The organism is bacterium SCSIO 12741, assembly GCA_024398055.1.
Taxonomy (GTDB): domain Bacteria; phylum Bacteroidota; class Bacteroidia; order Flavobacteriales_G; family Salibacteraceae; genus SCSIO-12741.
On the sequence record CP073749.1, the window covers coordinates 3,660,631 to 3,686,800 of the forward strand.

Annotated in this window: 23 protein-coding genes; 12 read left to right on the forward strand and 11 right to left on the reverse strand. The window is 44.5% G+C overall.

The genetic code is table 11. The features are described 5' to 3' along the window. Positions 1-32: 32 nt before the first annotated feature. Entirely contained in the window at positions 33-683 is a 651-nt protein-coding gene (locus KFE98_15625; protein ID UTW61427.1) for a hypothetical protein, read from the reverse strand. 109 nt (positions 684-792) lie between these two features. Here KFE98_15625 and KFE98_15630 point away from each other — a divergent pair, with 109 nt between their 5' ends. From KFE98_15630 to KFE98_15645, 4 genes are all read left to right on the forward strand, one after another. Then, a complete protein-coding gene (locus KFE98_15630; protein ID UTW61428.1) occupies positions 793-1,377 on the forward strand; it encodes a Crp/Fnr family transcriptional regulator in 585 nt (194 codons plus the stop codon). A 78-nt stretch (positions 1,378-1,455) separates the two neighbouring features. Next, on the forward strand, positions 1,456-1,743 hold the full coding sequence (locus KFE98_15635) for a hypothetical protein (GenBank protein ID UTW61429.1): 288 nt from the start codon (positions 1,456-1,458) through the stop codon (positions 1,741-1,743). 10 nt (positions 1,744-1,753) lie between these two features. Further along, complete coding sequence (locus KFE98_15640) at positions 1,754-2,479, forward strand: outer membrane beta-barrel protein (GenBank protein ID UTW61430.1); 726 nt, start codon at positions 1,754-1,756, stop codon at positions 2,477-2,479. Between the two features lie 12 nt (positions 2,480-2,491). Further along, positions 2,492-3,223 carry an SDR family NAD(P)-dependent oxidoreductase gene (locus KFE98_15645; GenBank protein ID UTW61431.1) on the forward strand — a complete coding sequence of 244 codons (732 nt, stop codon included), beginning with the start codon at positions 2,492-2,494 and terminating at the stop codon, positions 3,221-3,223. A 12-nt stretch (positions 3,224-3,235) separates the two neighbouring features. On the opposite strand, the gene KFE98_15650 is transcribed toward KFE98_15645, so the two are convergent. The 4 genes from KFE98_15650 to KFE98_15665 form a co-directional block, all read right to left on the reverse strand. Next, positions 3,236-4,150, reverse strand: a complete 915-nt coding sequence (locus KFE98_15650; GenBank protein ID UTW61432.1) for a helix-turn-helix transcriptional regulator — start codon at positions 4,148-4,150, stop codon at positions 3,236-3,238. Between the two features lie 122 nt (positions 4,151-4,272). Next, the gene (locus KFE98_15655; protein ID UTW61433.1) at positions 4,273-5,085 is read right to left on the reverse strand and encodes an SDR family NAD(P)-dependent oxidoreductase; all 813 of its coding nucleotides are present in this window, start codon (positions 5,083-5,085) and stop codon (positions 4,273-4,275) included. A 24-nt stretch (positions 5,086-5,109) separates the two neighbouring features. Next, positions 5,110-5,925: an SDR family oxidoreductase gene (locus KFE98_15660; protein ID UTW61434.1), complete on the reverse strand. Its 816-nt coding sequence runs from the start codon at positions 5,923-5,925 to the stop codon at positions 5,110-5,112. A gap of 164 nt (positions 5,926-6,089) precedes the next feature. Beyond that, on the reverse strand, positions 6,090-9,566 hold the full coding sequence (locus KFE98_15665; GenBank protein ID UTW61435.1) for a tetratricopeptide repeat protein: 3,477 nt from the start codon (positions 9,564-9,566) through the stop codon (positions 6,090-6,092). A 444-nt stretch (positions 9,567-10,010) separates the two neighbouring features. On the opposite strand from KFE98_15665, the gene KFE98_15670 reads away from it, so the two are divergent. From KFE98_15670 to KFE98_15690, 5 genes are all read left to right on the forward strand, one after another. After that, positions 10,011-11,765, forward strand: a complete 1,755-nt coding sequence (locus KFE98_15670; GenBank protein UTW61436.1) for a T9SS type A sorting domain-containing protein — start codon at positions 10,011-10,013, stop codon at positions 11,763-11,765. Between the two features lie 216 nt (positions 11,766-11,981). Beyond that, positions 11,982-12,305 (forward strand): hypothetical protein, encoded by a 324-nt coding sequence (locus KFE98_15675; protein ID UTW61437.1) that lies wholly within the window; start codon positions 11,982-11,984, stop codon positions 12,303-12,305. 282 nt (positions 12,306-12,587) lie between these two features. Beyond that, positions 12,588-13,991 carry an MBL fold metallo-hydrolase gene (locus KFE98_15680; protein UTW61438.1) on the forward strand — a complete coding sequence of 468 codons (1,404 nt, stop codon included), beginning with the start codon at positions 12,588-12,590 and terminating at the stop codon, positions 13,989-13,991. A gap of 32 nt (positions 13,992-14,023) precedes the next feature. Further along, positions 14,024-14,341, forward strand: a complete 318-nt coding sequence (locus tag KFE98_15685) for a rhodanese-like domain-containing protein (protein ID UTW64729.1) — start codon at positions 14,024-14,026, stop codon at positions 14,339-14,341. 123 nt (positions 14,342-14,464) lie between these two features. Next, complete coding sequence (locus KFE98_15690; protein UTW61439.1) at positions 14,465-14,986, forward strand: N-acetyltransferase; 522 nt, start codon at positions 14,465-14,467, stop codon at positions 14,984-14,986. Here KFE98_15690 and KFE98_15695 read toward each other — a convergent pair. The 5 genes from KFE98_15695 to KFE98_15715 are packed head-to-tail and all read right to left on the reverse strand — an operon-like array spanning position 14,972 to position 20,744. Further along, entirely contained in the window at positions 14,972-16,471 is a 1,500-nt protein-coding gene (locus tag KFE98_15695) for an efflux transporter outer membrane subunit (GenBank protein UTW61440.1), read from the reverse strand. The two genes, KFE98_15690 and KFE98_15695, sit on opposite strands and share 15 nt — an antisense overlap. Continuing rightward, a complete protein-coding gene (locus KFE98_15700; protein ID UTW61441.1) occupies positions 16,468-16,911 on the reverse strand; it encodes an efflux RND transporter permease subunit in 444 nt (147 codons plus the stop codon). The genes KFE98_15695 and KFE98_15700 overlap by 4 nt, the downstream gene beginning before the upstream one ends. Beyond that, positions 16,884-19,607: an efflux RND transporter permease subunit gene (locus KFE98_15705; GenBank protein UTW61442.1), complete on the reverse strand. Its 2,724-nt coding sequence runs from the start codon at positions 19,605-19,607 to the stop codon at positions 16,884-16,886. The genes KFE98_15700 and KFE98_15705 overlap by 28 nt, the downstream gene beginning before the upstream one ends. Positions 19,608-19,617: 10 nt before the next feature. After that, positions 19,618-19,797, reverse strand: a complete 180-nt coding sequence (locus tag KFE98_15710; protein UTW61443.1) for a hypothetical protein — start codon at positions 19,795-19,797, stop codon at positions 19,618-19,620. Then, the gene (locus KFE98_15715; GenBank protein ID UTW61444.1) at positions 19,794-20,744 is read right to left on the reverse strand and encodes an efflux RND transporter periplasmic adaptor subunit; all 951 of its coding nucleotides are present in this window, start codon (positions 20,742-20,744) and stop codon (positions 19,794-19,796) included. Before KFE98_15715 ends, KFE98_15710 begins: the two co-directional genes overlap by 4 nt. A gap of 227 nt (positions 20,745-20,971) precedes the next feature. Here KFE98_15715 and KFE98_15720 point away from each other — a divergent pair, with 227 nt between their 5' ends. The 3 genes from KFE98_15720 to KFE98_15730 all read left to right on the forward strand — a co-directional run bounded on the left by KFE98_15720 (position 20,972) and on the right by KFE98_15730 (position 24,823). Beyond that, the gene (locus KFE98_15720) at positions 20,972-21,970 is read left to right on the forward strand and encodes a sterol desaturase family protein (protein UTW61445.1); all 999 of its coding nucleotides are present in this window, start codon (positions 20,972-20,974) and stop codon (positions 21,968-21,970) included. A gap of 70 nt (positions 21,971-22,040) precedes the next feature. Next, the gene (locus KFE98_15725; protein UTW61446.1) at positions 22,041-23,438 is read left to right on the forward strand and encodes a hypothetical protein; all 1,398 of its coding nucleotides are present in this window, start codon (positions 22,041-22,043) and stop codon (positions 23,436-23,438) included. Beyond that, positions 23,435-24,823: an LPP20 family lipoprotein gene (locus KFE98_15730; GenBank protein ID UTW61447.1), complete on the forward strand. Its 1,389-nt coding sequence runs from the start codon at positions 23,435-23,437 to the stop codon at positions 24,821-24,823. Before KFE98_15725 ends, KFE98_15730 begins: the two co-directional genes overlap by 4 nt. A 75-nt stretch (positions 24,824-24,898) precedes the next feature. On the opposite strand, the gene KFE98_15735 is transcribed toward KFE98_15730, so the two are convergent. Continuing rightward, positions 24,899-26,119: a response regulator gene (locus KFE98_15735; protein ID UTW61448.1), complete on the reverse strand. Its 1,221-nt coding sequence runs from the start codon at positions 26,117-26,119 to the stop codon at positions 24,899-24,901. Positions 26,120-26,170: the final 51 nt, after the last annotated feature.

A 26,170-nucleotide genomic window follows, 5' to 3' on the forward strand; every position in this document is an offset into this window, starting at 1 on the left:
CTCTTTTTTGAAGTGGAATAATAGGGGAGGAGTCAGGCTGCTGAAGAAGAGCGATTGGTGATAGATTGATAAAACAGAATGCCCAGAAAAAAGAACCAAAAGGGAACGATAAACCCACTCTTGAGGGCGTGAATTTCATCCGCTCCACCTCGGTGGTTGACCAGGTCTAAAAGAAGTACGCAAATGGGCACTGAAACGACCAGTCCAGCAAGCGAAAAGAATAGGTTGCGATAAGGAGGGCGCATACCAAAGAGACGAATCATAAAGAAAAGCCCGATCGGAATAAGGGGAAGTAAAATGAGAATGCCATATTGGGAGGCAAAAAGCAACCAGCGGGGAGCGGTCATGTGATGAATAAAAGCGGAAGGGCCAGAGATAAAAGCGCCACGTAACGAAAGCTCCAGCAAGCCAAGTACAACGACGGTGAATACAAGGCCAGAAAGATTGAAAAACAATCGCTTTTTGGCGGTTAACTGAATTTGAGCATTACTCCAAACAAAAAACAGGAGTATGCCGGCAGGTATGGAGTAGTGGAAATAGCTAATCCACTTAAGTCCAGCCCAGCCGTGGTATTCCACTTCCAGTCGCCAGATTAAGCCAGCGAGCAGGCCACTTAAGATCAGGGAGAGCAAGGGATTGTTTTTGAGCCAGTTGAACATGTTGGAATGAGCTGAAATTGCCATTGTTGCCACGGGTTGGACGCTTCTCAAATATAGTCAAAAGGCCATTCGACTCATTTCTCAATCAAGTGGGTATGGTTATTTTTGAATTCCATTCATTGGTCTTTTAGGTATGAATTCAACGGCGTTGTATGAAGCTTTAAATCAACTTAGTCCTATCACAGAAGAGGCTTGGAATGATTTTGAGCCCTTGTTTCAACCTCTTGCTTTAAAAAAGAATGAATACCTGGTGCGTGAAGGATCTCGGGTACACAAGGCCTATTTTCAGTTAGAAGGGGTTATTCGGGTTTTCTACAACAAGGAAGGAAATGAATACAACAAAACCTTTTTTATTCCTGGAACCTTTCCTACACCACTCACGGCGCTCCTATCTGAATCGGCAAGTGCGATCTCTTTTCAAGCTTTAACCGATGCCAAGGTTCTGGCCTTTTCTTATCCCGGGTTCAAGGAGTTGTTTGTCAAACACCGCTGTTTGGAAACTCTGCTGCTTCGAATCTTAGAACAAGTTTGGATCAAAAAAGAGCGTCACGACATTCGCATGGTAACCAACGATGCTACAACCAACTATCTTCATTTCCGAGAAGATTTTCCCAATCTGGAAAATCAAATCCCTCAATACCACATTGCGTCCTACTTGGGAATAACACCCATTCAGCTCAGCCGAATTAGGGCTCAATTGGTGAAATCATCGGGGTGAAAACCATTCCTTAACCTATGTTAATGCCTAAGGATCAGGGCCAGGGCAATTTTGTCCTGTACTTAATTCTTATGCACCATGAAATCTTTTTTTCGCTCCCCTTGGGTCATCTATTCAGCAGCGGGATTTGCTTGCTCCATCGTTATGATTTCGGTGGATTATTTACTGGGAACCCGGGCCGAAATTCTCAACGCCTGGGTTATTGTTAACCGAATATTGGGTTTTGACACGAATTTGCCCGACAGCCTGGCATTGCAGTATTTCGGACTTCGAGGGGCAACTTTAACCATGCTTGCTATCAACGGTCTATTCGGGGTGGCACTGGTTCATCTGTTCAAATGGTTTAATCAATTGCTTCAATTCTAAAAATCACGACATGAAAACAATCACTTGGATTACTTCAATAGTTATGGCCTTTTTGCTTCAATTCAATGCTTGGGGTCAGGAAAATAGCCGGGTTATACCTCGTACCTGGCAGGTAGGTATTGGTTTGGGTGAATTGCCTGTAGGAGGCAGTTTTAAACCCAGTATCACCCTAGGATACCACTTTAATGAAAAGATCTATGCCGGATTCATTTATCAATTTAAGGATGAAATTCAACGCTCAGAAAGCTCCTTCAATGCGCAATCTGCTGAACTGGATGGGTTGATGCGATCCATGGAAACCGTGAACCAGCGATTTATGCTACAAGTTCGCTACACGCCCGTGCGCTTTGGTCCTTATATCTCTGCTGGATTCGTTTATAATGGTCGAGATACCGAAAACATGTTCTTTGACAATCGTAGCCGGAACCTGGTGGGCGAGAATTTCGAGGGCAGTATTCATGTTCAACAATCGCGTCCAGCGGGTTGGGGCTTGGCTTTGGGGTTGGGTTATCAATACCACTTTAAAAATGGGTTTACAGCAGGGTTTGAATGGACGCCGGCCTGGGGGCAACGTCCGGACCCAGAATATCAGTTTGGAGGAACGGCTAATCTTTCGTCCGAGGCACAGGCCGAGATTCAGAAAAACATGAATGAAGGTTTTGAAAATAGTGTAACCAATCTCTATAAGGTCTTTCACATTGGATTTGCTTACCGCTTTCCCCTTAAGAATCCGTAATAACAACAAGAAATGGACTTAGCAAACAAAACCATTTTGATTACCGGAGGTAGTTCGGGTATTGGCTTAGAGTTGGCCAAGGTACTATTGGAAAAAGGGTGTATCGTATTGATTTTGGGGCGCGATTCCAATCGATTGGATGAGGCTGAAAAATTAGGTCTAAAAGCCCTTAGATGCGATGTGAGCAAGACAAAGGACGTTGAGGATACCGTTGTATATTTGCAAAATCATTACCCATTGATAGATGGTTTGATCAACAATGCGGGAGTACAATACAACTATTTGTTTGACGAAGCTACCCATGTTTTAGATCGGATTAAACAGGAAGTAGAAATCAATCTTTTTGGTCCTCTTATTCTGACTCAGCTCATGATTCCTTTATTGGCCACATCTTCATCACCCTTTATAGTTAATGTGACCTCAGCTCTCGGTGCCAGTTCCAAATTAGATGGATTGGTGTACAGTGCTACAAAAGCTGGTTTGAGAAATTTTACACGAGGCCTTCGTTATTCCTTAATCAATAGTTCCATTCAGGTATACGAATGTATTCCTCCCGTTACCGAAACTTCCATGACCGCCGGAAGGGAGGGGGATAAAATGCCCGTGAAGCATTGGGTGAAATGGATGGTCAGTGGATTGGAAAAGGATCAGAAATTGATCACCCTTCCCAAAATTCGATTATTTCTATGGATTGCATTCCGATTGCCTCGATTGGCGTTTAAGATGGTATCATCTAAGGGATAAACTGTGCTCCGATTAATTCAATTGACGAAATTCCATAGGTGACATTCCTGTCTTCTTTTTAAAAAGATTGCCAAAGTACTGGGGATATTCAAAGCCCAAATCATAGGCAATGGTACTGACGGAGTCCTGAGAAGTAAGGAGTAGATTTTTAGCTTTTTCGATCAGGTGAAAATGGATGAGCTCCTGGGTACTCTTTCCTATTTCTTTTTTGAGCAAATCGCTCAGGTAATTGGGGGACAAGTTTACTTTTTCGGCACACTGCTTTACGGTAGGAATTCCATGGGCCCGTGATTTCTGAGAGTCGATGTAGTTGATGATAAATTCATCCACCACGGTAATGATGTCTTTCTGGTGCGGACTCCGGGTATAGAATTGCCTGTCGTAAGATCGGGTACAGTGATTGAGCAGGAGTTCCAGATTAGATACCAGGAGTGTTTGGCTATGACGGTCGAGGTTTTGGCTGTATTCCTTTTCTATGTCTTCAACGATGGAACATATCTTCAATTTCTCTTCTTCGGATAAGTGCAATCCTTCATTGGCTGCATAGGAAAAGAAGCTGTATTCACCGATTTTCGAACCCAAAGGTGTATGCCGGAAGAGGTCGGCATGAATGAATAGAATCCAGCCCTCATTCGGGCCTTGATCGCCGCTCATGGTAGGAGTGATTACTTGACCGGGACTCGTGAAGACCAGGGTGCCTTCTTCGTAGTCGTAGTAGTTTCGACCATAGAGCAGGGGATTGCTGTGAAACTTAAGGGAGATCATGTAGAAATCCCAGATGTAGCTTTTGTTAAACAGCTCTTCGTTCCAATCAATATCCCGGGTTTGGACCAGAGAAATAGAAGGGTGCTTGGGTTTATTCAAACCCAGGATTTTGTGAGCTTCACTCACCGATTTAATGTTTCTAAAGTCTTTGTACTCTTTCATGATTTTACCTGATGAGGAGTTTAAAAAGGTAAAATCCCCGGCTATATCAAAGATAGGATTTAGCCTGGAGGGATATTACCACAAGGAAGTATTGGATCCATAGTCTTATGGAAGCTTTTGGATTACTTCATCTGATTCAACATCATTTTATCAAATCCGCGATCAGAAAGGAGTTTCTTCACCGTAAGGAACATACTGGAACCTTTACCAACCACATAGCGGGTTTTAGGTTTAGAAGCCTCACAAGCCTTTTCTATGGCCTTGGCGATCACGATTGGATCTGAGCCTTGCCCATCGTACTTCTTGAGCATATTCACGTGTTTTCGGGCCAAATTTCCATACGCTGTATCACCGGAGGTTTCCAAAAGCTTGGTTTGAGCAATACCGCTCCATTCGGAATTGATCGCTCCGGGTTCAATCACCACCACGTCTATTCCAAATTGCTTGAGTTCCATTCTCAAGCTATCGCTCATGCCTTCTACTGCCCATTTGGTCCCATGATACCAGGCTCCATGGGGTTCACCAAACTTTCCTCCAATGGAAGAGATATTGATGATTCGCCCAGCTTTGGCTCCACGCATATGAGGGAGCACCAATTGGGTCAATCGAGCAAGGCCAATAACATTTACCTCAAATTGATACCGCCCTTCATCAATGGGAACGTCCTCTAAGGAGCCGTAAGAACCATAGCCGGCGTTGTTGATCAAAGCATCAATTTTTCCTTCTTTCTGGAGGATCTCATTGATCCCGGCAACCATGGTGTCATCTTGGGTAACGTCCATGGCCAAAACCTCACAACCTTGTTTCTGGAGGTCTTGCATTTTGTCTACCCGTCGGGCAGTGGCATAAACCTTCCACCCCAGCTTATTCATATGTTGTGCGGCAACCTTTCCTATTCCGGAAGAGGCGCCTGTAATTAGCATCACTTTTCGCATGATTTCCCTTGTTTTGGATTTGACTTACTGGAGAAAAAGAGTTCTGAATCCTTGGATAAAGGACTCGCTATCCATGGAATCGCGTTGAGCTACGGCTTGCTTCGCATCTTCACCAGCAATGTAACGAACCTGGTTACTTCCATCAGTAGCGGCCTTAACGATGGTATCCACTACCACATCTACCGGTGAGGGTACAGAAGCCATACTTCCCATCACATTTTGAAAGGAGTTTTTGATCGATTCATAAGGAGCCGGACTCTCTTTTTCCAAAGTAGCAAAGGCAGCCTTAAGTAGGGGAGTATCAATGGCTCCGGGTTCAATTATTTTCACTTTCACACCAATCGATTCCATTTCGTAAATCAAAGATTCAGAGAATCCTTCTACAGCCCATTTGGTTCCGTGATAGAGGGTTCCTAGTGGATAGGTGACCCTTCCAGCCAGGGAGGATACATTGATAATGGTGCCGGATTGCTTTTCTCTAAAATGTGGAATCACGGTGTGACATACATGGATCAATCCCATCAAATTGGTTTCAAATAAGCCGGCAATCTCTTGGGTAGAAAAGGATTCAAATACGCCGTAAGAAGAGGCTGCAGCATTGTTAAGCACTACATCAATTTGACCAAAATCCTCAAGGGTATGTTCTACAGCAAGTTGGATGTCTTCCATCTTGGTAACGTCCAGTTTATACACCTTTACGTTGTCCAATTGGTTCAATTCAGTCTCCTTTTCAGGAGATCTCATGGTTGCTGCAACATTCCATCCGTCACGAGCAAATTTGAAGGCAGTGGCCCGGCCAATTCCTGAGGAAGCACCGGTAATAAAAATCGTCTTATTCATAGCATTCATTTTTTGAAATGATTTGATAAGACAAAGGTCCTTCCTAGGGTAAAGAATGTTTAAATGTAATTACGGATTGTCTAATGCTAATTACTTATATGGGTTCTGATAATCAGTGTGTAGATGAGTTTTTGAACGCTTATTTGGGAGGGTGTAACGATCCGTTAGGCCGCTCTGAATTCACTTGGTGTTACTCCAAATAGCTCTTTAAAAGCCTTGTTAAAACTCTGTCTATTGTTGAAGCCCGAATATTGAGCAATTTCTGAAATACTTGCCTGGCTCTTTTGCAGTAGAGTTGAGGCGTGTCTGAGTTTAACGGTTTTAATAAATTGACTCGTGTTTTTTCCGGTTAAGGCCTTTAGTTTGAGGTGTACCCCAGATCGGTTGTAAGCCAGTTCCCGACAAAGAAATTCTACCGAGAATTCGGGATTGTGAAGATTGTCCTCAATGATTTTAACCGTTCTATCCAAAAAATCCCGATCTGTGTCGGAGAGAGGCAGGATATCACTTTCCATGAGTAGGGGTGTGCTAAAGAGCTGGCGAAGTTGCTCCCGCTGATGCAGCAGATTTTGGCAGCGTTGAATGAGCTCTTCGGCATGGAAGGGTTTGGTGAGGTAATCATCAACTCTTGACTTTAGTCCTTCCATTTTATCCTGAAATCCGGCTTTGGCAGTGAGTTGAATGATGGGAATGTGACTCGTGGCCCATTGATTTTTGAGCTGGCGAGTCAGTTCCACACCGTCTAATTCTCCCATCATAATGTCGGTTACAATGAGATCCGGATGTTGATTCTCAGCTTTCAATTTCCCTTCCTCACCACTGCCGGCCAGTAGCACTCGATATTGTTGCTGAAGTAAATCAGCGATGTAGTTTCTAACTTCTTCATGATCCTCAATAACCAAAATGGTCGACCTCTCATCGCTTTCTTCCTTGGGATTGGGTAAGTGTGCCAGATCCAGTGGCAGGGTTTGTATGGGGGAGTATTTGGGCTCCGCTATGGGCAAGGTGAGGATGAAGATGCTGCCTTTTCCCAATTCACTGGTTACGGTCAATTCCCCCTGGTGTAGCTCGGTCAACTTTTGGCACAGATTCAGACCTAAACCGCTTCCGCGTTCATCCGGACTGACCTGGTAATAGCGATCAAATAAATGGGGCAAGGCCTTCTTAGGAATTCCCGCACCCGTATCCTGAACTTCAATGCAGAGGGATTCAGGATTTGGTCTCCAGGCACTCACTTTTATCTGGCCACCCGACTGGGTAAATCGGAAGGCATTGGCTAATAGATTGATCAGGATTTTTTCCACTTTACCCGCATCCAACAAAATGGATTTATCCTCGATTTGAAGATCCAATTTCAGGTTCACTTTTTGTTTTTCGGCTAAAGGAGTAAATCCCGTGGTCACTGATTTTATAAGGCCCGAAACATCGGTTGGAGTTTGATGCAATTGCAAGGCGCCATCCTCACTTTTTACCACATCGAGGGTCTCGTTGATCAGATTGAGCAAGCGTTTGGTTTGTTTGTAAACAAGGTTGAGTTTGGAGTCATTTACTTGTTCGGGATTTCCTTTCATTTGCTCTACGGGGCCAAGAATCAAGGTTAAGGGAGTTCTGAATTCATGAGAAATTTGAGTGAGGAATTCCGAACGCATTTCGGCCATTTCAAGTTGATGATGAGTGCTTGCATTTTGTTGTTCCAATTCCAATTGCCGATTAATTAGCATTAGAGTTTTGGCCCGTTGCTTCCACCTCAATCGGTTGTAAAGTCCCAAGCCAAGCAGGATAATGACTCCGGTTATGAGCATCAATGTGGTGAGTTGACTCTTTTTTCGATCCAGGTCATTTTGCTGAGCTACTACGGTGAGCTCAGCCAACTCATTGTCTTTTTTTAGCAAGGTGATTTCCCGTTCTTTTTTCTGGGTCTCGTAGGTAGTTTGAAGCAAGGCAATCTGCTGGACTCTTCGTGAGGCGGATAGGCTGTCATCAATTACTTTTTGCTGGGTTTGATATTGGAACGCACGCTGGTAATTTCCAACCTGGCCATAAGATTTTGCAAGCCCGTCCAGGCAGTCGCGTATTAGGCTAGGGCGATTGGCATCTCCGTTATAATCGAGGGCTGTTTTAAACTCTTTGATTGCCTTTTGAGGGGTGCCCTGTGCCAGGGAAATTTGTCCAGCGGTTCTATAAATATCAGCTTCCCATGGAGAACTAATTCCTGATTTCTGTTGCAACTCAATGGATTTTTGAATGGACTTCTCGGCTTTGATCAATTCGTGCTGAGCGAGGTAGGAGCTTGCCAGCCCTTCCAGGTTGAGAATTTTACCTTTAAAAAAACGGGATCGTTCCGATCGTTCGTAGCTCTCGGTAAAAGCTTGGATGGCGCTGTCGGTCTTGTTTTGCATCAGGTAAATCATGCCTTGATGGTAGGTGTCGTTGATCAGTCCATTGTAGTCTTTGCTGGTTTCCGCGTTTATCGCAAGGGCCATGTTGAGGTAGTTTTGAGCCTGATCCCATTGGTGGAGGAGACTGTAGGATACGGCTATGCTTTGGTAGCATTTGGCCAGTTTATTAATCTCACCAATTTCCTGACTCATTTCAGCGGCTTCCAAAATAAGTTTTAGAGATCGGGTTTGTTGCTCCATATTTCGATAGAGCATACCGAGCTGTAGGTAAATGGAAATTTGCCGGGACACGTTTTCTTGAGTGCGGGTTAAATCCAGTGCAATAAGAAGTTCTTCTTCAGCCTTTTTGTAGTTTCCAAGACGGGTTTGCACTTTGGCAAACAATTGATGAGACTGGCTAAGGAGAGGGGGGATGCCAAGATCGTTGGCACGTTGGTAAAATTGTTGAGCCCGATGAATAGCGGAATCCAATTTCCCTTCGAGCAAATAAACATCCACCAGACTCATTGCCGCTTGCTGTTCCAGTCTTTGGTCGTTGTTTTTCAAGGCAATATTCATGGTTTGCCGGTAGCAGAAATAGGCTGAGTCGATACGGCTTGTGGTCAGGTAGAGATCACCGAGGTTTTGGTAGGCATAACCCAGGCTGGTTTCATATTGGGTAAGTTGGTAAAGTACAATCGCTTTTTGATAACACGCCAGGCTCGACTGAATATCCGATCGGTACTGGTATATATTTCCCTTTTTCAAGGATAAACTGGCCCAAATAACGGTGTCCTTCTTCTCTAAAGCCAGGGCCATCCCTTCGTCCAGAGACTGTAGAGCTTGGTCGTATTTTCCCATGTGAATAAGGTTGGAAGTTATTTCAGAATAACTGGCGTGAATGATCATGGGAATGTCATACGCCAAGCCAAACTTTAACGTGTTTTGAATCGAATCCAAAGCCACACGATGATTTCCCAAAACCCTCTCCGTTACACTAATCCGATAATGGGCCCAGCTTTTAAACCAGTTTTGCTCGTATTTTTCAGCCAGCAAATAGGCCTCCTTGGCGAGTTTTAAAGCTCGCTGGCTATCATTTTTGTACAAATGATCGGCCAATCGAATCAGTACTTCGGTGCGATCGGAATCTTGAGCATGTTCCAATTTCTGCTCCCATTCTTGAAGTTTTCCAAAAGGATTTTTTTGGGCGTATAGCCCTAGCGGGACTGCCAATAGTCCAATGAGGATAATGCGTATAGTCATAGTTTACCAGGTATGTTGAGGTGATCGGGTTGAGTCGATCTCCTTTAAATATAACTACAATTTTCTGGAAGGGTTTATTCAAAATCATCAAATGGTGCCATAAAATGGAGGAGTGGGAAGGAGGTGATCGGTTTTTGAAAACACCTTTTATTTTGACTAAGAGAGAGTTGAAAGGCGCTTTTTCATCATAGCTTGACAGAATAAAAACATAGGTTGACATCCTTTATTCACGGCTCTATGACCTTTGAATCGTGAATTCATTTTACCTGGAACCACGGCCGATTCCTCTACTGAACAATTAAATACAAAACCTATGAAACATCAATTCAAACACCTTCTAAAAACTTTATTCATCGCCTTAGTACTTGTGGGGGATATGGGACACTCTCAGCCCAAATATTTCCTTTCCGGTTCGAGGCAGATGGTCATGTATACATCGAGTCCATGGATATTGGAACCGAAACTCCCTACGGCGATATTTACCTAACTGGTAGAATGAGTCGTCAATTTGTAGATGCCCATTTTGGCCCCTGTGGAGCTGGAATTACGGAATTGAGCATCCCGCTTGCACCTCCTTCCGATTGGAAGATTTTTGTGATGCGAATCATACGCGATGAGGTAGCTGAAACGGCGAGTATAAAGTGGATTACTTTTGGATCCACCACAACGCCAAACCATCCAGAGTTCTCGGGGATGGATATCGAAGTCAGTGCCTTAGGCGATGTTTACGTCACCGGGTCAATTACCGGACAAGTAACCTTTGAGCAGACTTATCCAGTGCCTTTGTTTACACCAGTTGTCACTTGTGAGACTAGCTCCAGTGTTTACCGTCATTTTGTAGCTCGTTTTTCGCACGATGGCCAGCCTATGTGGGTCGCTGAAACCGATGCCGACCTTAATACTTACGGTCAGGGTATTACCCTGGATGAAACCAGTGGACGTCTTTTTACCGGTGGTTTTGTGGAAAGCAATGGCTTGGAATGGCCCATCCATTTCCCACATGCCAAGCTTTGGACTGGATCCGGTTGTGATCCGGGTTGCTCTTTTACGGTGGATTTTGATGGTATTAATCCTACCGTCGGATTTCTCTCTCAATATACTCTGGGAGGTCAAAATCTATCGGCCAACCAAATGGGGGAAAAGGTAATGGATGTGGTTATGGATCCGGATTTGAACCATGTGTGGATTACCGGTTCGGTGATTAATGCTGATCGCGACATTATGTTGGCCAAGGTAACCGTTCCAGGTGGAGGGTGCATGCCTATGACACCTACCTATAAATACATATATGGCGATGGAGAAGATATTGGCCTCGATCTCGCTTACATGGGCGATGATAAGGTTATAGTGGTAGGAAACTTTACCCAGGACCTTGTTTTGGATGGAGTAGGCCCGATTGCCAGCTTATCACCCAACTGGAGTGATCATGCCGTGATCTGTTTTGACCGCAACCTGGATGTCTTTGAGAGCGGCCTGCCTACCACGTCCATCTCAGGATCAGATCCAAGTTTAATGGATCCCACTTTACCTTACTACACATCCGTTTATGACCGAAGCATTTGTGTAGCCCGGAAAAGTGCATCAAGCGTTGATTTTATCATTGCCTATGATTTGAGATTTAATACCGAGATTTCTAGTGTAGAAATGAACACCCTGTCCGTCTCTACGGGTACTCCTATTTCTGCCCATGATGTAGTAGATGATGTAGGGTCCACCTATACTCATACAAGGGCCATGGAAATTGAATACGGTACCAATACTACAGGTATATACAACCGCTATGTAACCGGAGATTTTAGAGGAACCTGGTTGGAATTTGGACCTTGTATGATGCCTCCGGCAATGGCAGGAAGGGCCGTTGGATTTGTTTATCGTATGGATAATTCTCATGTAGCGTACAAGGAGCAAACACTTGGAGAAGAGGGGATTGTTGCTGAGGATGCGAAGAGTCAAGTCTATCCCAATCCCTTTAGCACAAGCGTGAATCTCGAAATCAGAGCGAAGGCCAATGATCCTGTGATTCAAGCGGAAATATTCGGAGTAGATGGCAAATTGATCCATTCCTGGGATGCCAGCCATTTTCAAACCGGAAGCAATCGTATTGAATGGAATTCGACAGGACATCCGGCCGGACAATACGTGCTTAAAGTAACCCGTAGTTCTGGCCAGGAAACCCTAAAATTGAATCGGGTAGAGTAGAAGTTTAAAAGACTTCTTTACAAGCCGTCTGGTCCTCGCCAGGCGGCTTTTTTGTTGCTATCAATCGGTCTTATTGGGTGAATGGGAGTGTGTTGTTAATAAAATATTTGATTTTCATTTTTTATCCATAAAAATTATAATACATTTGGATTGTATTTTTGATTTAATGATACATTTGATGTATTGTTATTCCATTAACATCACCAATCTTAAACTATGGATTCGAATAACTTAACTCCTTTTGAGAGAAATGTATTGCGTTTGCTTTTGTCCGGCTACAGCCTGGATAGAGCCGCAAAAATTCTCGATGCCACAACCACATCCGTCGAACTGACCAAAGATTCTATTCGTGAAAAATGGCTCGTTGAAACCGACCTTCAATTGTTCCGGGAAGCCATTCATAGGGGCTTTCTAATGATGGATTACGAAAAATCCGTTCAAGTAGAGTTATGGGAAGAAGAGGCTGTTATTCAACTTCCCCGGCAAATCAGATCTGTAAGACTACTCCTGGATCGCACAGCGACTCGGGATGCCTCGTGAGCAAAAAGTAAAATATTGATACAATCGTATTGGATTTGGTTTAGATTAGTTTAGTTTAGGTTAGGGTTGATTGGTCGACCGGAGAAGAGGGGGAGAAATGGATGGTTACTCCTTTTTAAATTCCTCTTTCCGGTTGGCCTTTCTATCGTTTTTACCAGCCTTATAAACAGACGTAGAGGCCAGTAGACAATTCGAAATAATCGTTAACAGTGACATTTGTTACCTTTTGAAAACACGGCTCTGTGTACTTTTGCTTCATACTTTTTATCAAAAGGAAGAAACATGAAAGTTGAACAATTATATACAGGTTGCCTGGCTGAGGCCGCCTACTACATTGAATCCGATGGCGAGGCTGCCATCATTGACCCACTTAGAGATACCGCCCCTTATTTGCGCAAAGCCGAAGAGGACAATGCAAAGTTCAAATACATTTTTGAAACTCACTTTCACGCTGATTTTGTTTCAGGACACTTGGATATGGCCCAGAAAACGGGTGCTCAAATCGTGTATGGACCAAATGCAACAGCTGAGTTTGATTTCCTCTGTGCCGAAGACAACCAAGAGTTTAAAATTGGAAAGGTGACTTTGGTACTGCTTCATACTCCAGGACACACCATGGAGTCTTCCACCTTTTTGCTTCGTGATGAAAACGGAAAGGATGTAGCGCTATTTACTGGAGATACCTTGTTTATCGGCGATGTAGGTCGCCCTGACCTGGCCGTAAAGAGTGATTTATCTAAAGAAGATTTGGCTGGCTACCTATTTGATAGCTTAAGAAACAAAATTATGCCATTGAGCGACGACTTGACCATTTATCCTGGTCATGGTGCGGGTTCGGCTTGTGGTAAAAACCTAAGTACTGAAACGGTGGATACTTTGGGTAATCAAAAGGCAACAAATTATGCCTTGCGTCCAGATATGTCCCGCGAAGAGTTTGTTAAAGAAGTGACTGACGGAATAGCGCCTCCGCCTCAATACTTCCCTAAGAACGCCGTGATGAACAAGAAGGGCTACGATAGCCTTGACAAAGTAATGGATCGAGGTAACCGGGCACTGACAGCAGATGAATTTGAAAAGCTGGCCAACGATGCTGAAGCTTTGATTCTGGACACACGTAACAAAGAAGCTTTTGCCGAAGCTCACGTTCCTGGATCTGTGTTTATTGGATTGGATGGAAACTTTGCTCCCTGGGTTGGTGCTTTGATTGAAGATTTACAACAGCCGATTCTATTCTTGGCTGACGCTGGAAAAGAAGAGGAAGTAATTACTCGTCTTTCTCGGGTAGGATATGACCACACGATCGGATACTTGAACGGTGGAGTAGAGGCCTGGAAAAATGCGGGCAAAGAAGCTGATTCGGTTCCATCTGTCGAAGCTAACGATCTTGGAGCTTTGATTAAGGATGGCGGCACGGTTGTGGACGTTCGTAAGCCTTCTGAATTTGATGCGGAGCATGTGGAAGATGCAGCTAACATTCCATTAGATTACATCAATGCGAATATGGATAAGATCACCAATGAGCCTAATCAATATGTGCATTGTAAGTCGGGCTACCGTTCTATGGTATTCATCAGTATTTTGAAAGCCCGTGGATTCCACAATCACGTGAATGTGAATGGTGGGATTGATGCCATTCTAAAAACCGATATTCCGGTAACGGCATTTGCCTGCTCGTCTCAGTCTTGATCTCTTACCTTTGAATAATTCAAACGACACGCATCATGTATACGAATATTACACCTCAGGAATTTAGAGATAAAGTAGCTAACGACGATCAAGCCGTTTTGATTGATGTTCGAACTCCGGAAGAAGTACAAACGGGAACGATTGAAGGAGCCATCAATATTGATTTGATGGGAACTGATTTCATCGAACAGATCAGCGAAATGGACAAAAGCAAACACTACTTTATGATCTGCCGAAGCGGAGGCCGAAGTAGTTCTGCTTGTGGCGCCATGGCTCAAATGGGTTTTGCCACCCTCTTCAACCTGGACGGCGGAATGCTGGGCTGGGATGGAGATGTGGTTACTCCCTAAGACATAAATTGCAAGAAGGAAGATTCGTTTCCGTTTTGGAGATGAATCTTTCTCCTCGCATCTCAGTGGATAATTATTGAGATGCGGTTTTTATTGAAAATTCAAATCCCGTATCTTTGATAGATGCAGCACCCCCTAACGATTAGGCAAGAGCGTCGAGAAGACTTTGAACGGGTACACGATATCTTAGATCGTGCCTTTAGGGGAACCAACGAAAGCCGACTTGTGGCTGAATTAAGACGCGACATCGATTTTGTTCCTGAATTGGCCTTGGTAGGCTGCAACGAAAATGACCTCCCGATAGGAACCATCTTCTTTTCTCATCTGGGTATCGATAATCATGCTGGACGAGATCTTTTGGCCTTGGCTCCCATGGCTGTAGATCCTGCTATGCAACTCAAGGGTATTGGTAGCCAACTGGTTGTAGCTGGTTTAGAAAAAGCCCGAGCTATGGGATTTAGAGGGGTAATCGTTTTAGGTCACAGTGAATACTACCCCAAATTTGGTTTTGAACGGGCGTCAAAATGGAACATCCATTGCCCATTGGCCGTTAGTGACGAGCGTTTTATGGGAATCGAACTTAGACCTGGTGGTCTGCTGGATTTATCTGGAATTGTTCGGTATGCTACCTCATTCGGCATCTGATTGAGCCGTTTCATTTGGCGAAGCATCCCAGCCGCCTCCAAGAGCTTTGTACAAATTGATGATAGCGATAAGCTGATTTTTGCGAATATCGCTCAACTCCAATTCGGCAGTTAAGGTGTATCGTTGAGCCTCAATAACTTCCAGGTAACTTGCACTTCCTCGGCTAAATAGAGCCTCGGAGTACTCCACCGCTTTCTGACGAGCTTGTACTTCTTTGAGTTTCGCCTGATACTGCTGTTCCGTTTTTTCAATGGAAATGACTGCATCGGCAACCTCTTTTACCGCTCCCATAACGCTGTAGCGGTAGTCAATGTAAGCCTGTTGCATTCTGGCCTCTGCCTGACGCAAACGAGCCTTATTTCGTCCTCCCTGAAAAATCGGAGCTGTTAAACCAGCAGCAATGTTCCAAAAGATGGATTCCGGTGTTTGAAACAAATTGGAAACTCCAACACTTTCATATCCCAATCCTGCGCTAATGGTAAGAGAAGGGTAGAAGTAAGCTTTAGCAACGCCAATATCGGCATTGGTGCTGGCTAAATTCATCTCTGCGGCCACCACATCTGGACGATAAACCAAAAGTTGGGTAGGAATACCGGTAGGAAGGTTTTCACGTACGGTTTGCTCTCCTAAAGGCTTTCCACGCTCCAGAGTAGTAGGATAACGCCCTACAAGTAGGTTCAAAGCATTTTCCCGGATTTGAATTTGTTGCTCAATTTGAGGTACCATGGCCTTGGCGTTGTACAACACACTTTCTACCTGTTTGAGCGCAAGTCCGGATTCAACACCTTTATCATTTTTCAATTTGATAAGGTCATAGGTTTTTTGACGCAACGCGATATTGGCCTGGGTAATCTGTAGTTGTTGATCCAAGCGGATCAAATCGTAGTAGTTTGAAGCAATTTCTGCAATGACCGTATTCTGAATCGTTTGCCGTGCGGCTTCGGTTTCCAGCATTTTAGCCAAGGCTGATTCCTTGGATCTTCTCAGTTTTCCCCACAGGTCAATTTCGTAACTCATGAGTCCAACGCCTACCTTGTAGTTGTTTAGGTTGGAGGCCGTAACGCCCCCGGTTTCATCGCCTAAAAACAAGGCAATGGCCGAGTTATCCGAGTTGGCCGCACGAGAAGCCTGTCCATCTACACCAATGTGAGGAAGTAAGCTCGAATTGGCCTCTTTTACATACGCTCGGGATTCATTGATTCGGGCCACAGCTCTAAGAAGATCCATGTTGTTGTTTAATCCTGAATCAATCAAGGCTACCAAAACGGGATCATCAAAAATGTCTCTCCAAGGCAATTGGGCCAGGGTAGTGGAGTCGGTTTCTTCGATGTTTCGGTATTTATCTTCCAGGGCCAGTTCTTTTTCCGGCCGCTCATAGTTATCGCCCACCTTACAGGTTTGCATGAAGGTACCCAACAACACCAGACTGATCAGAAGAGCGAAACGGCGGCCGCTCGGATTGGAATTAAGAAAGCTTATTTTCATGATTCACTGGGGCTTTCTGTTGACGAATTGCTTTTGAATTTCTCGGTTAACCGCTGGAAAACCACGAATAAAACCGGCGTAAAGAATACACCGAGAATAGTTCCGGTTAGCATTCCACCGAACACGGCAGATCCTACCGAATTCTGGCTTACCGCACCAGCACCTGTGCTTATAAGAAGTGGGAAAGTACCCAGGATGAACGAAAAGGCGGTCATCAAGATCGGCCTGAATCGTTGCTTGGCCCCTTCGAGAACGGCTTCCAAAATAGGGAGACCTTCTTCTTCACGTTTCATTTTGGCAAATTCCACAATCAGAATCGCATTTTTAGCCAAAAGTCCGATCAGCATTACAAGGGCCACCTGAGTGTAAATGTTGTTATCTAATCCCATGATCAACTGAAGTGCGGCACAACCTAAAATTCCAAGAGGAACAGCCAGCATAACAGAGAGGGGAGTATGTAACTTTCATACAAAGCAGCCAGAATTAGGAACACAAAAATGACCACCATGATAAGGATGTAGACAATTTGTCCACCCGATATTTTTTCCTGCAAATACATGCCCGACCAAGCGTAGGTGTATCCTTGCGGAAGTACCGCATCTGCCGTTTCTTCCATGGCTTTAATCGCATCACCAGAACTGTATCCCGGAGCAGGCTCTCCCTGAATTACGGCACAGGTAGCCATGTTGAATCGTTTGATGAAGTCAGGTCCGTAAGCCTTTTTAATGGTTACCATCGAAGAAATGGGCACCATTTCATTTTTGCCATTCTTCACGTAGATGTTGAGGAGATCATCGGGAGAACGTCGATAGTTTGTGTCTGCCTGGGTGATCACCCGGTAGAATTTCCCAAATCGGTTAAAGTCAGATACATAATCTGAACCGTAGTAACCCTGAATGGTGGCGAGAAGATCATTGATCATTACACCCTGTTTCTTGGCTTTTTCCTCATCGATTTTTACTTCGTATTGAGGAGAGTTTACATCCAGAGAAGACATCGCATAGGCCAATTCAGGTCGTTTTTGAGCTTCAGCTACAAAGTCCTCACTCACCTCGGCCAATCGGAAAACTCCAGAACCTGTGAGGTCCATTAGGTTAAACTCAAAAGAGGACCCGTTACCCAAACCTGGCACGGCGGGCAGACCAAAACTAATGGCTTGGGCCTCCCGGTACTTCCGAAGTCTACCGTTGATTTCTTTAATGATCTGATCTGTATTTCGGGTACGATCATCCCAGTTTTTCAATTCGATAATGGCACTCCCTTTATTGGAAACGAAAGTGGAGTTCATCATACTAAAGCCGGGCATGTTGATGATGTTTTTGATTTCAGGGATGTCCTTAATCAATTCACTCAAAACATTCAGAGCATCATCCGTACGCTGAAGCGAAGCACCTGGAGTCAGACTAATGTCTACGAAAGCATATCCCTCATCTTCTTGAGGAACGAACCCAGTCGGCATGGAGTTGAACAGCATAAATCCTCCACCGGAAAGTGCCACGAGTAAAATCATCGCCATGGCCGTACGACGGGTCATAAAGCTCACCGCTGAACCGTAACGTTCTGTAACCACCTCAAAGACGCGGTTAAATCCATTGAAGAATTTACCTAAGATTCCTTTTTTGTCTTTTTCAGGAGCTCTAAGTAGAAGTGCAGCCATGGCCGGACTCAGCGTAAGGGCGTTAATCGTAGAAATCAATACAGAGAAAGACAAGGTCATCGCAAACTGCTTGAACAGAATACCTGAAGTGCCAGGTACAAAGGCGATGGGAACAAACACCGAGATCAATACCAACGAAGTAGTAATAATGGGTGCCGTAATTTCCTTCATCGATTCGATAGTCGCTTTTTTTGCTGTCCAATCGGGGTGGGCTTCCAACTTTTGTTGCACGGCCTCAATGACCACAATGGCATCATCCACCACCGTTCCAATGGCAAGGATAAGCCCGAAAAGGGTGAGAAGATTGATCGAGAATCCCATCAGTCCCATAAAGATGAAAGTTCCTACAATCGACACGGGAACAGCCAGAGCTGGAATCAGGGTAGCACGCCAGTCTTGAATAAAGATGTAAACCACAAGGAATACCAGCAAGAAGGCTTCCAACAAGGTTTCAATAACCTTACTAATGGAGGCATCTACGAAAGTGGTCGTGTCATAAGGAATTTCGTAGCGAATTCCGGCAGGAAAACGCTTGGACAACTCTTCCATCTTGATTCGGATGTTGTCCATTACCGCCTTAGCGTTAGCAGAAGGCAGCTGATAGATGGCCAAAGCAGGTGCTTCAGAGCCATTAAAGCGTGTAATCCCTTTGTAGTCTTTCGAACCAAATTCTACCCGGGCAACATCGCCAATTCGAATCAAGGATCCGTCTTCTTTAGCTCGGATAATGATATTGGAAAACTCTTGTTCGGTAGAAAGCTTGCCCTTGGCACGAATTACAAATTCCATTACCTGGCCATCCACAATTGGGAACTGACCAATTTTTCCCGGAGCCGATTCCAGGTTTTGTTCTTTAACCGCACCTACCACTTCTTGAGGAGTGATGCCGTAAGCGGCCATTTTATCAGGAAAAAGCCACAGACGCATGGCATATTCCCGTTCGGCAAAAAAGCTTGTATTACCAACACCAGCAATCCGTCTAATTTCCGGCTCAATGTTGATTTTCATGTAGTTGCTCAAGAATACTTCGTCGTAGTTACCTCCTTCAGCGGCCAATACAATGACCGATAGCATACTGGTTTGCTGCTTTTTGGTGGTAATACCTGCACCAATTGCTTCTGGAGGGAGCTTACTGTTAGCACTCGAAACCCGGTTTTGTACCAATACATTCGACATATCCGGATCGGCACCTACTTCGAAATACACGTTTAGCTGCTGTACTCCATCATTGGAGCAGGAGTTGCTCATGTAGAGCATGTTTTCAACCCCATTTACCTCTTCTTCGATCGGTACGGCAACGGTTTTTTCAACCGTCATGGAGTTGGCACCTGGGTAAACCGCTTGGATTTGAACCACAGGTGGAGCCAGTTCAGGAAGCTTGGCAATGGGAAGAGTCATCATCGAAATAACCCCCATCAACGTAATCAAAATCGAGATTACGGTAGAAACAACCGGCCTATGAATAAAGAAATTTACCATGAGTCAGTGTTTAGCGGGAAATCGTGATTACGGTATCCTTAGGGATAATGGTCATACCAGCCTTGATTTTGGCCAATCCGGTGGTGATGATTCGATCACCGAAGGAAAGCCCTTCGTTAACCACAAATAGGTTGTCGATAGAATTACCAGTCACAATCCTTTGGCTCACCACCTTGTTGCTGTCGTTCAAGGTAAAGATGAATTGCCGGCCTTGAATTTCGTAAACCGCCTTTTGGGGACGATTACGGCACTATCGATATAATGGGTCATGTTTAACCGTACAAAGTTTCCAGGGCGGAGCAGACCATCAGGATTCTCAATAATAGCTCTAAACCGAATAGAACCTGTAGTCACATTAACAGCCCGGTCTACCGATTGTAACTCCGCTTTGTGTTCAAATACAGAGTTGTCTGCCAAAATCACCTCCATGGGTGGTACTTTTTCAATTTTGTCATCCAGGGACTTTCCTGGGACATATTTCAGGAAAGTTAGGTAGGAGGCTTCATCTACGTTGAAGTAAACATACACCTCGTCCACTTCAGAAACCGTAGATAGCAGGGTGCTTTCCCCACGTCCAACCAAACTTCCGACCTTTATAGGAAGTTGCCCTAAAACACCATTAATCGGAGAGTGAATTTCGGTATAGCCGAGGTTAATTTGAGCCTGAGCCAGTGATGCTTCTGATGCTTTTACGTTAGCCTGATCCTCCTTGTGCTCTGCAATAGCATAGTCCAATTCTTGCTTACTCACGGCATTTTGTTCAGCCAGGGGAGTGAGGCGCTCTACATCTGCACGAGATTTTTCCAGTTTGGCTTTGGATCGGGCCAATGCTGCTTCAGCTGTTAAAACCTCATTTTGATAGATATCATCTTCAATTTTAAAGATGGGATCACCTTTCTGCAAAAAGCGTCCTTCATCCGTGAAAATTTCTTCAATGTATCCCTCAACTTTGGCGCGGAGTTCAACGTTGGTTAAACCATCTATCGTACCGATACTGAGATTTGAAATGGGAACTCTTTGGGGCTTGAGCTTAGCTACTGGGAAAGGTGCGGGAGGTGCTTGTTTTACCTTTTCTTCCTCTGAGCATGCCGTAAATGTCAATGCGGCAAGCAAATAAAGGAGGTGTTTTTTCTTCATAATAGAGAATCAGAATTCTTCAATTAGTTCTGGAAACACCCATTTCCTGCGGGTGCCGGAACGAATACGAATATAGACAATCCAATTGGCCGATGGTTAGGATTTGGTTGCTTTTTAAATCCAATAAATGATGGTGCTAAAAGTGACATTTGTTACTTCCCACTACTTTTGTATAACCGACATTTGCATGGTTTCCAAGATTTTTGGAGAGCAAACATCAGTTACCTATGGAGAAGTACTGGAACATATTTGTAGGAGGGTATAAAGGATACGCAAGTTACCTCTGGAATGAAATCACCCATCCGGGGTGGCACAACTATTTTTATTGGTTGATTGGCGTTTCCCTCTTTTTTATGCTGCTGGAATGGCTGCGTCCCTGGAGAAAAGGGCAAGCTCGATTCCGCAAAGATTTTTGGTTGGATGCCTTCTACATGTTTTTCAACTTCTTTTTCTTTTCACTCATTATCTACAACGGCTTTTCGGATGTGGTGGTCAACCTTTTCAACGACGCCATTCTCGCGGTGACGAGTTTCAATCTCCAGGAATCCAACCCGATGAATCAATGGCCTATTTGGGCGGTATTGCTTACCGGGTTTGTAGTTAGGGACTTTGTGCAGTGGTGGGTTCACCGATTGCTTCACCGGGTTCCGGCTCTTTGGGAGTTTCACAAGGTTCATCATTCGGTAGAGCAAATGGGTTTTGCGGCTCACCTTCGTTATCATTGGATGGAAACTTTGGTTTACCGCAGCTTCGAGTACTTGCCTTTGGCGCTGCTGGGAATTGGGTTATATGACTTCTTTATCATTCATATCGCAGCCCTGGCTATTGGACACTACAACCATGCTAATTTCCGTATCAAAGGCACCTATTCTGCCGGCTTTTTAGGGGTGTTCGTTGGATTCTACATCGTACACTACACGGGTATGGATTGGTTGAATGGCGGTGCCTGGATCATTGGAATTCCGCTGGTATTTGCTTTTGGTTTAGGTCCTTTTATGGAGTATTTGTTCAACAGTCCTCAAATGCATATTTGGCATCATTCCTATGATTTACCAGAGGGAAAACCCCATGGAATCAACTTTGGAATTAGTCTGGCTATCTGGGATTATATCTTTGGTACGGCCTCCATGCCGAGTGACGGAAGAGATATTCGTTTGGGTTTCCCGGGAATCGAAAAGTTTCCTCAAACGTTTATAGGCCAATTCATCTACGGCTTCCGAAAATAGCGGTCTATTTTTCTTAAAAAAGCGGTTTTGGCAAAATAGTTGCAAAGCCTTTCTATTTTTGAACCGCTGCATGAATACCCGAATATTAATATGGTTCGCCTGCTTGCTATTGGTCAATAGCTCTTGCAACACCTCACGCTCTTACTACAAGCGCGGTGAGCGATTGCAGGAAGCTGGCTTGAGCGAAGAGGCGGCTGAGTTTTACTACCTCGCCGTAAAACGTAACCGAAAAAACGTTGATGCAACCATTGCCTTGAAGCGAGAAGGGCAGAAGATTTTGGAGAATCACCTGCAAAAATTCTACATTGCTCATGGGGCCAACGATTACAAAACGGCGGTTTATTCCTACCTGGAAGCCAAGGCTTACCATGAAAAGGTGTCGCCCTATGTGAAGCTGGAATTTCCCAATTACTACGAAAAGAATTACCTCGAATCCCGAGAAGCGTATTTAGAAATCCGTTACGATGACGCGATGGAGTTTCTTCGTGCTGAGCGATTTGATCAATCCACGGCTGTTCTTGATGAAATTATTCAACTCGATCCCTATTACAAGGATGCCAGGGAGTTAAAGGATTTTTCTGATGCAGAACCCATTTATAGAGTGGCTAACCGAGAATTTGATGCCAAACATTTTCGCAAGGCCTATGCACTCTATACAGAAGTTCTGGCCATTAGTTCCGATTACAAGGAAGCCGAATATTTCAAAAATGAATGCGTTACCCGGGGCAGGTTGACCATTGCCATTCTTCCGGTTCAGTCCAATTCAACTCAACGAAATCAGGCCCAGTTGGTTTACCGAGCCTTGCAACGGGGGTTAATTACACCCGACAATCCTTTTCGGGTCATTATTGACCGGGAAAATACGGATGAACTTATTGAAGAACAGAAGTTGGGATTAACTGGGATATTGGATGCCAATACAGCAGCGCAAACCGGTGAAATGCTGGGAGCAAAAATGCTGATATCGAGTAAACTCGTAAGCTACAAAACCTTTCATCAGGCTCCAAAAGCTTATACCCAAAATGGTTATGAGCGATACATCGTTAAGCACTACGACAAAACTACGGGGAAGACCACTCAAGAAGTGAAATACCGAAAAATTACCTACAAAGTCACAATGGGTAAGAGAAGGGTTGAATGTGAAGTAGAGGTATCGTTGATTTCTGCAGAAACAGGGGAAGTAGTGCTTTCGGAAGTTTACCAACTCAAACGCTTCGATCAATTGGAATATGCCCGTACAGAGTTGAATTACAAAAATGTGTATCCCGGCACCTGGAAGAGTAAAAGCATTGCTCGGACCGATGACAAGGTATACACCGACAGAGCCTCGAAATCGGCTTTGGATAAAAAATTCAAAACACCGGTTAGGGCACTTAGAACAGAGGCCTCTCTTTATGACGAAATGACCCGCGAAGTGGCCGCTGGATTTTCCCGAAAAATTACCCAATACGAATCCAAGTTGGAATGAAACTATTTTACCTGCTTATTCCCATATTCCTGTTAACCGCATGTACGTCCACTCAAAAAGTGACTCAACAGCCCGAGGAAATCGTTGATCCTGGACCGGAATGGGTACAGCGCAGGCCAATTGATACGGATTACTACATTGGAATTGGCCGTTCCAACAAAAAAATAAACCCTTCGGACTACGCCCAAATCGCGAAACGCAATGCCTTGCAAGATCTGGTATCGGAAATAGAAGTGAAGGTGGAATCCAACTCTTTGCTCAAACAACTGGAGACCCAGACTTCTTTTGAGGAGCGATTTCTTCAATCCGTTCGGGTTCAGTCGGCCGCAACGATCTCAGACTACGAACAAGTGGACCAATGGGAAGATGAGGGCCAGTACTATATTTATTACCGACTCAGCAAAAAGCGCTACCTGGAGCTTAAACAACAACGCATCGATCGGGCGGTGAAGCAGGCGCAAAGCCATCGTCAGGATGCCGCAACGGCTAGAAGAAATCAAGAATTGGTTCAATCTTTTCGCAGCCAGGTATTGGCGTTTAAAGCATTGGAGCCTTTTTTAAACGAGCCCATCATGGTGGATGATCCTCAGACCGGGGAGAAGCAGTATCTCGGAAACGTAGTGATGCAAGACATGAAGCAGCTGTTGCGATCCATTAAAATAACCGGCAATCAGAAGGCCATGGAATTGACTTATGGAATCGTTCCAGATCGAGAGCTGACTCAGGTAAAGGTGACGGGAGAAGGGGAGAAACCCCAAAATCAGGTGCCTTTAATTTATGATTGCAACTTGCTGTATCCAGATCGGGTAAAGGTGGAAACGCGCTTTGACGGAGTGGCTATGCCAGGTTTTAAAAGGGCCTCCCGAAGAGGAACTGCCCAGCTTGAAGTTCGAATGGATATGCAAGCCTTCTTTGCCAAAGGGGATCCCATGTATAAATTAATGATCCGGTCTTTTGACGTTCCTGAATGTCGATTTGATTTAGTGGTTCGTTCCCCTCGGGTTCAATTGAATTTGCAGGAGAAGAAATTTGGCCAAATGCCGGTTCAAAATACCTCAGGACTACGCTCGGCTTGTCAGAAGTCACTCATCGGAAACGGTATGCAATACGAAGCCGATATCAACAAGAGCGATATTGTAATCGAAGTACAAGCCGATACACGGGAAGCCGGTGAATTTCAGGGGCTTTATACGGCCATTTTGGAAGGAGAAGCCACCGTTAAATTAACCAGCACCGGTGAGGTTTTGGTCAAAGAATCCCTCAATGGAATTAAAGGAGTGGACCTCGATTATACCCGGGCTGGGGACAAGGCCTATGATGCCCTCATCAAAAAGATTGCCTACGAAGTGATTCCAAGATTGAAGCGGAAGCTTAATGGGAACTAGTGAATCTCCAATCTTCAATCTCCAATCTCGATTCTCAGATCTCTCCCGATGGCCATCGGGATCGCTTCTCTTATTCTAAAACTCCATTCCGAGAATTAGAACATCGTCTATTTGTTCGTGAATTCCTCTCCAGGAGTTGAATTGCCGCATGAGTCTTTCAGAGCCCTCTGTGATGGGGTACTGGCTCATTTCGAGTAGAATTTGACGGAAGGGAGCACTTTTGAGTCGTTTGCCCAGCTTACCACCCATTTGGTCTTGATAACCGTCAGATGCGAGGTATATGCGGTCTCCGGGTTGAATAGGAATAGTAATTTCCTGAAAGGACTTTCCGGGAACGTCAAAAAGGCCTACCGATGCCCGATTGCCTGAATAGGTGTGAACCTCGCCGTCTCTCACCAGGTACAATGGACGTTTGGCTCCGCAAAACCGGAGTGTGCGTTTCTTTTCATTGTAAAGGCACATAGCCGAATCGAAACCAGCGTTTAGGTTTTTGATTTCTTTTTCCTCGGCTTTGCCCAAGTGTTCGCCTTCGTAAGTATCACTTAGAACTTTGTCTACAAATTGAAAGATTTGACCTAAACCATCTCCCTTTTTCGCATCAGACAAACCTTTGGTGAGTTGGTAATTTACAAGAATCGACATGAGTGCTCCTGGAACTCCGTGGCCTGTACAATCCACCACAGCAAAAAGAAGTTCATCCGTATCCAGGTACTTGTACCAGAAGAAATCGCCTCCGAGGCTTTCCTTGGGTAGATTAAGAATGAAGGATTCTGGGAAATGTTCGCGGAATTCAGGTTCACCCGGTAAAATGGCTTGTTGAATTTTTTGAGCACTTTTAAAACTATCGAGAATTTCTTGAGTTTGTTGCGTAATCGTATGATAGGCTTGTTTTAACTCCTCATTCTTGCGCGTTTCTACTTCCTTGATCGACAGGGCTACCTCAATGGTAGATTTCAAGACATTGCGGCTGTAGGGTTTTAAAATATAACCCAGGGGATAAGTAGACTTGGCATTCTGCAAGGTTTCTTCATCCGCATCGGATGTAGAATAGATGACAGGTATATTATGTCGCGACAAAATTTGTTCAGCCGCTTGGATACCGTTCATTTCACCTTCCAGATAAATATCCATGAGAATGATATCAGGAATTTCCTGATTCGCTACTTCAATAGACTCTTCACCCGAACGTACAATTTGTATAACCTCAAAACCCAATTGTTCCAGCAATCGCTCTAGTAACATAGCCATGGCTGGTTCATCTTCAACAACTAAAACCCGAACCTTTTTTGTGGTCAACTCTTTAATTTTTGTTTGTTTTATACTCTAATTCTCTAAGAAGGTTTTAAT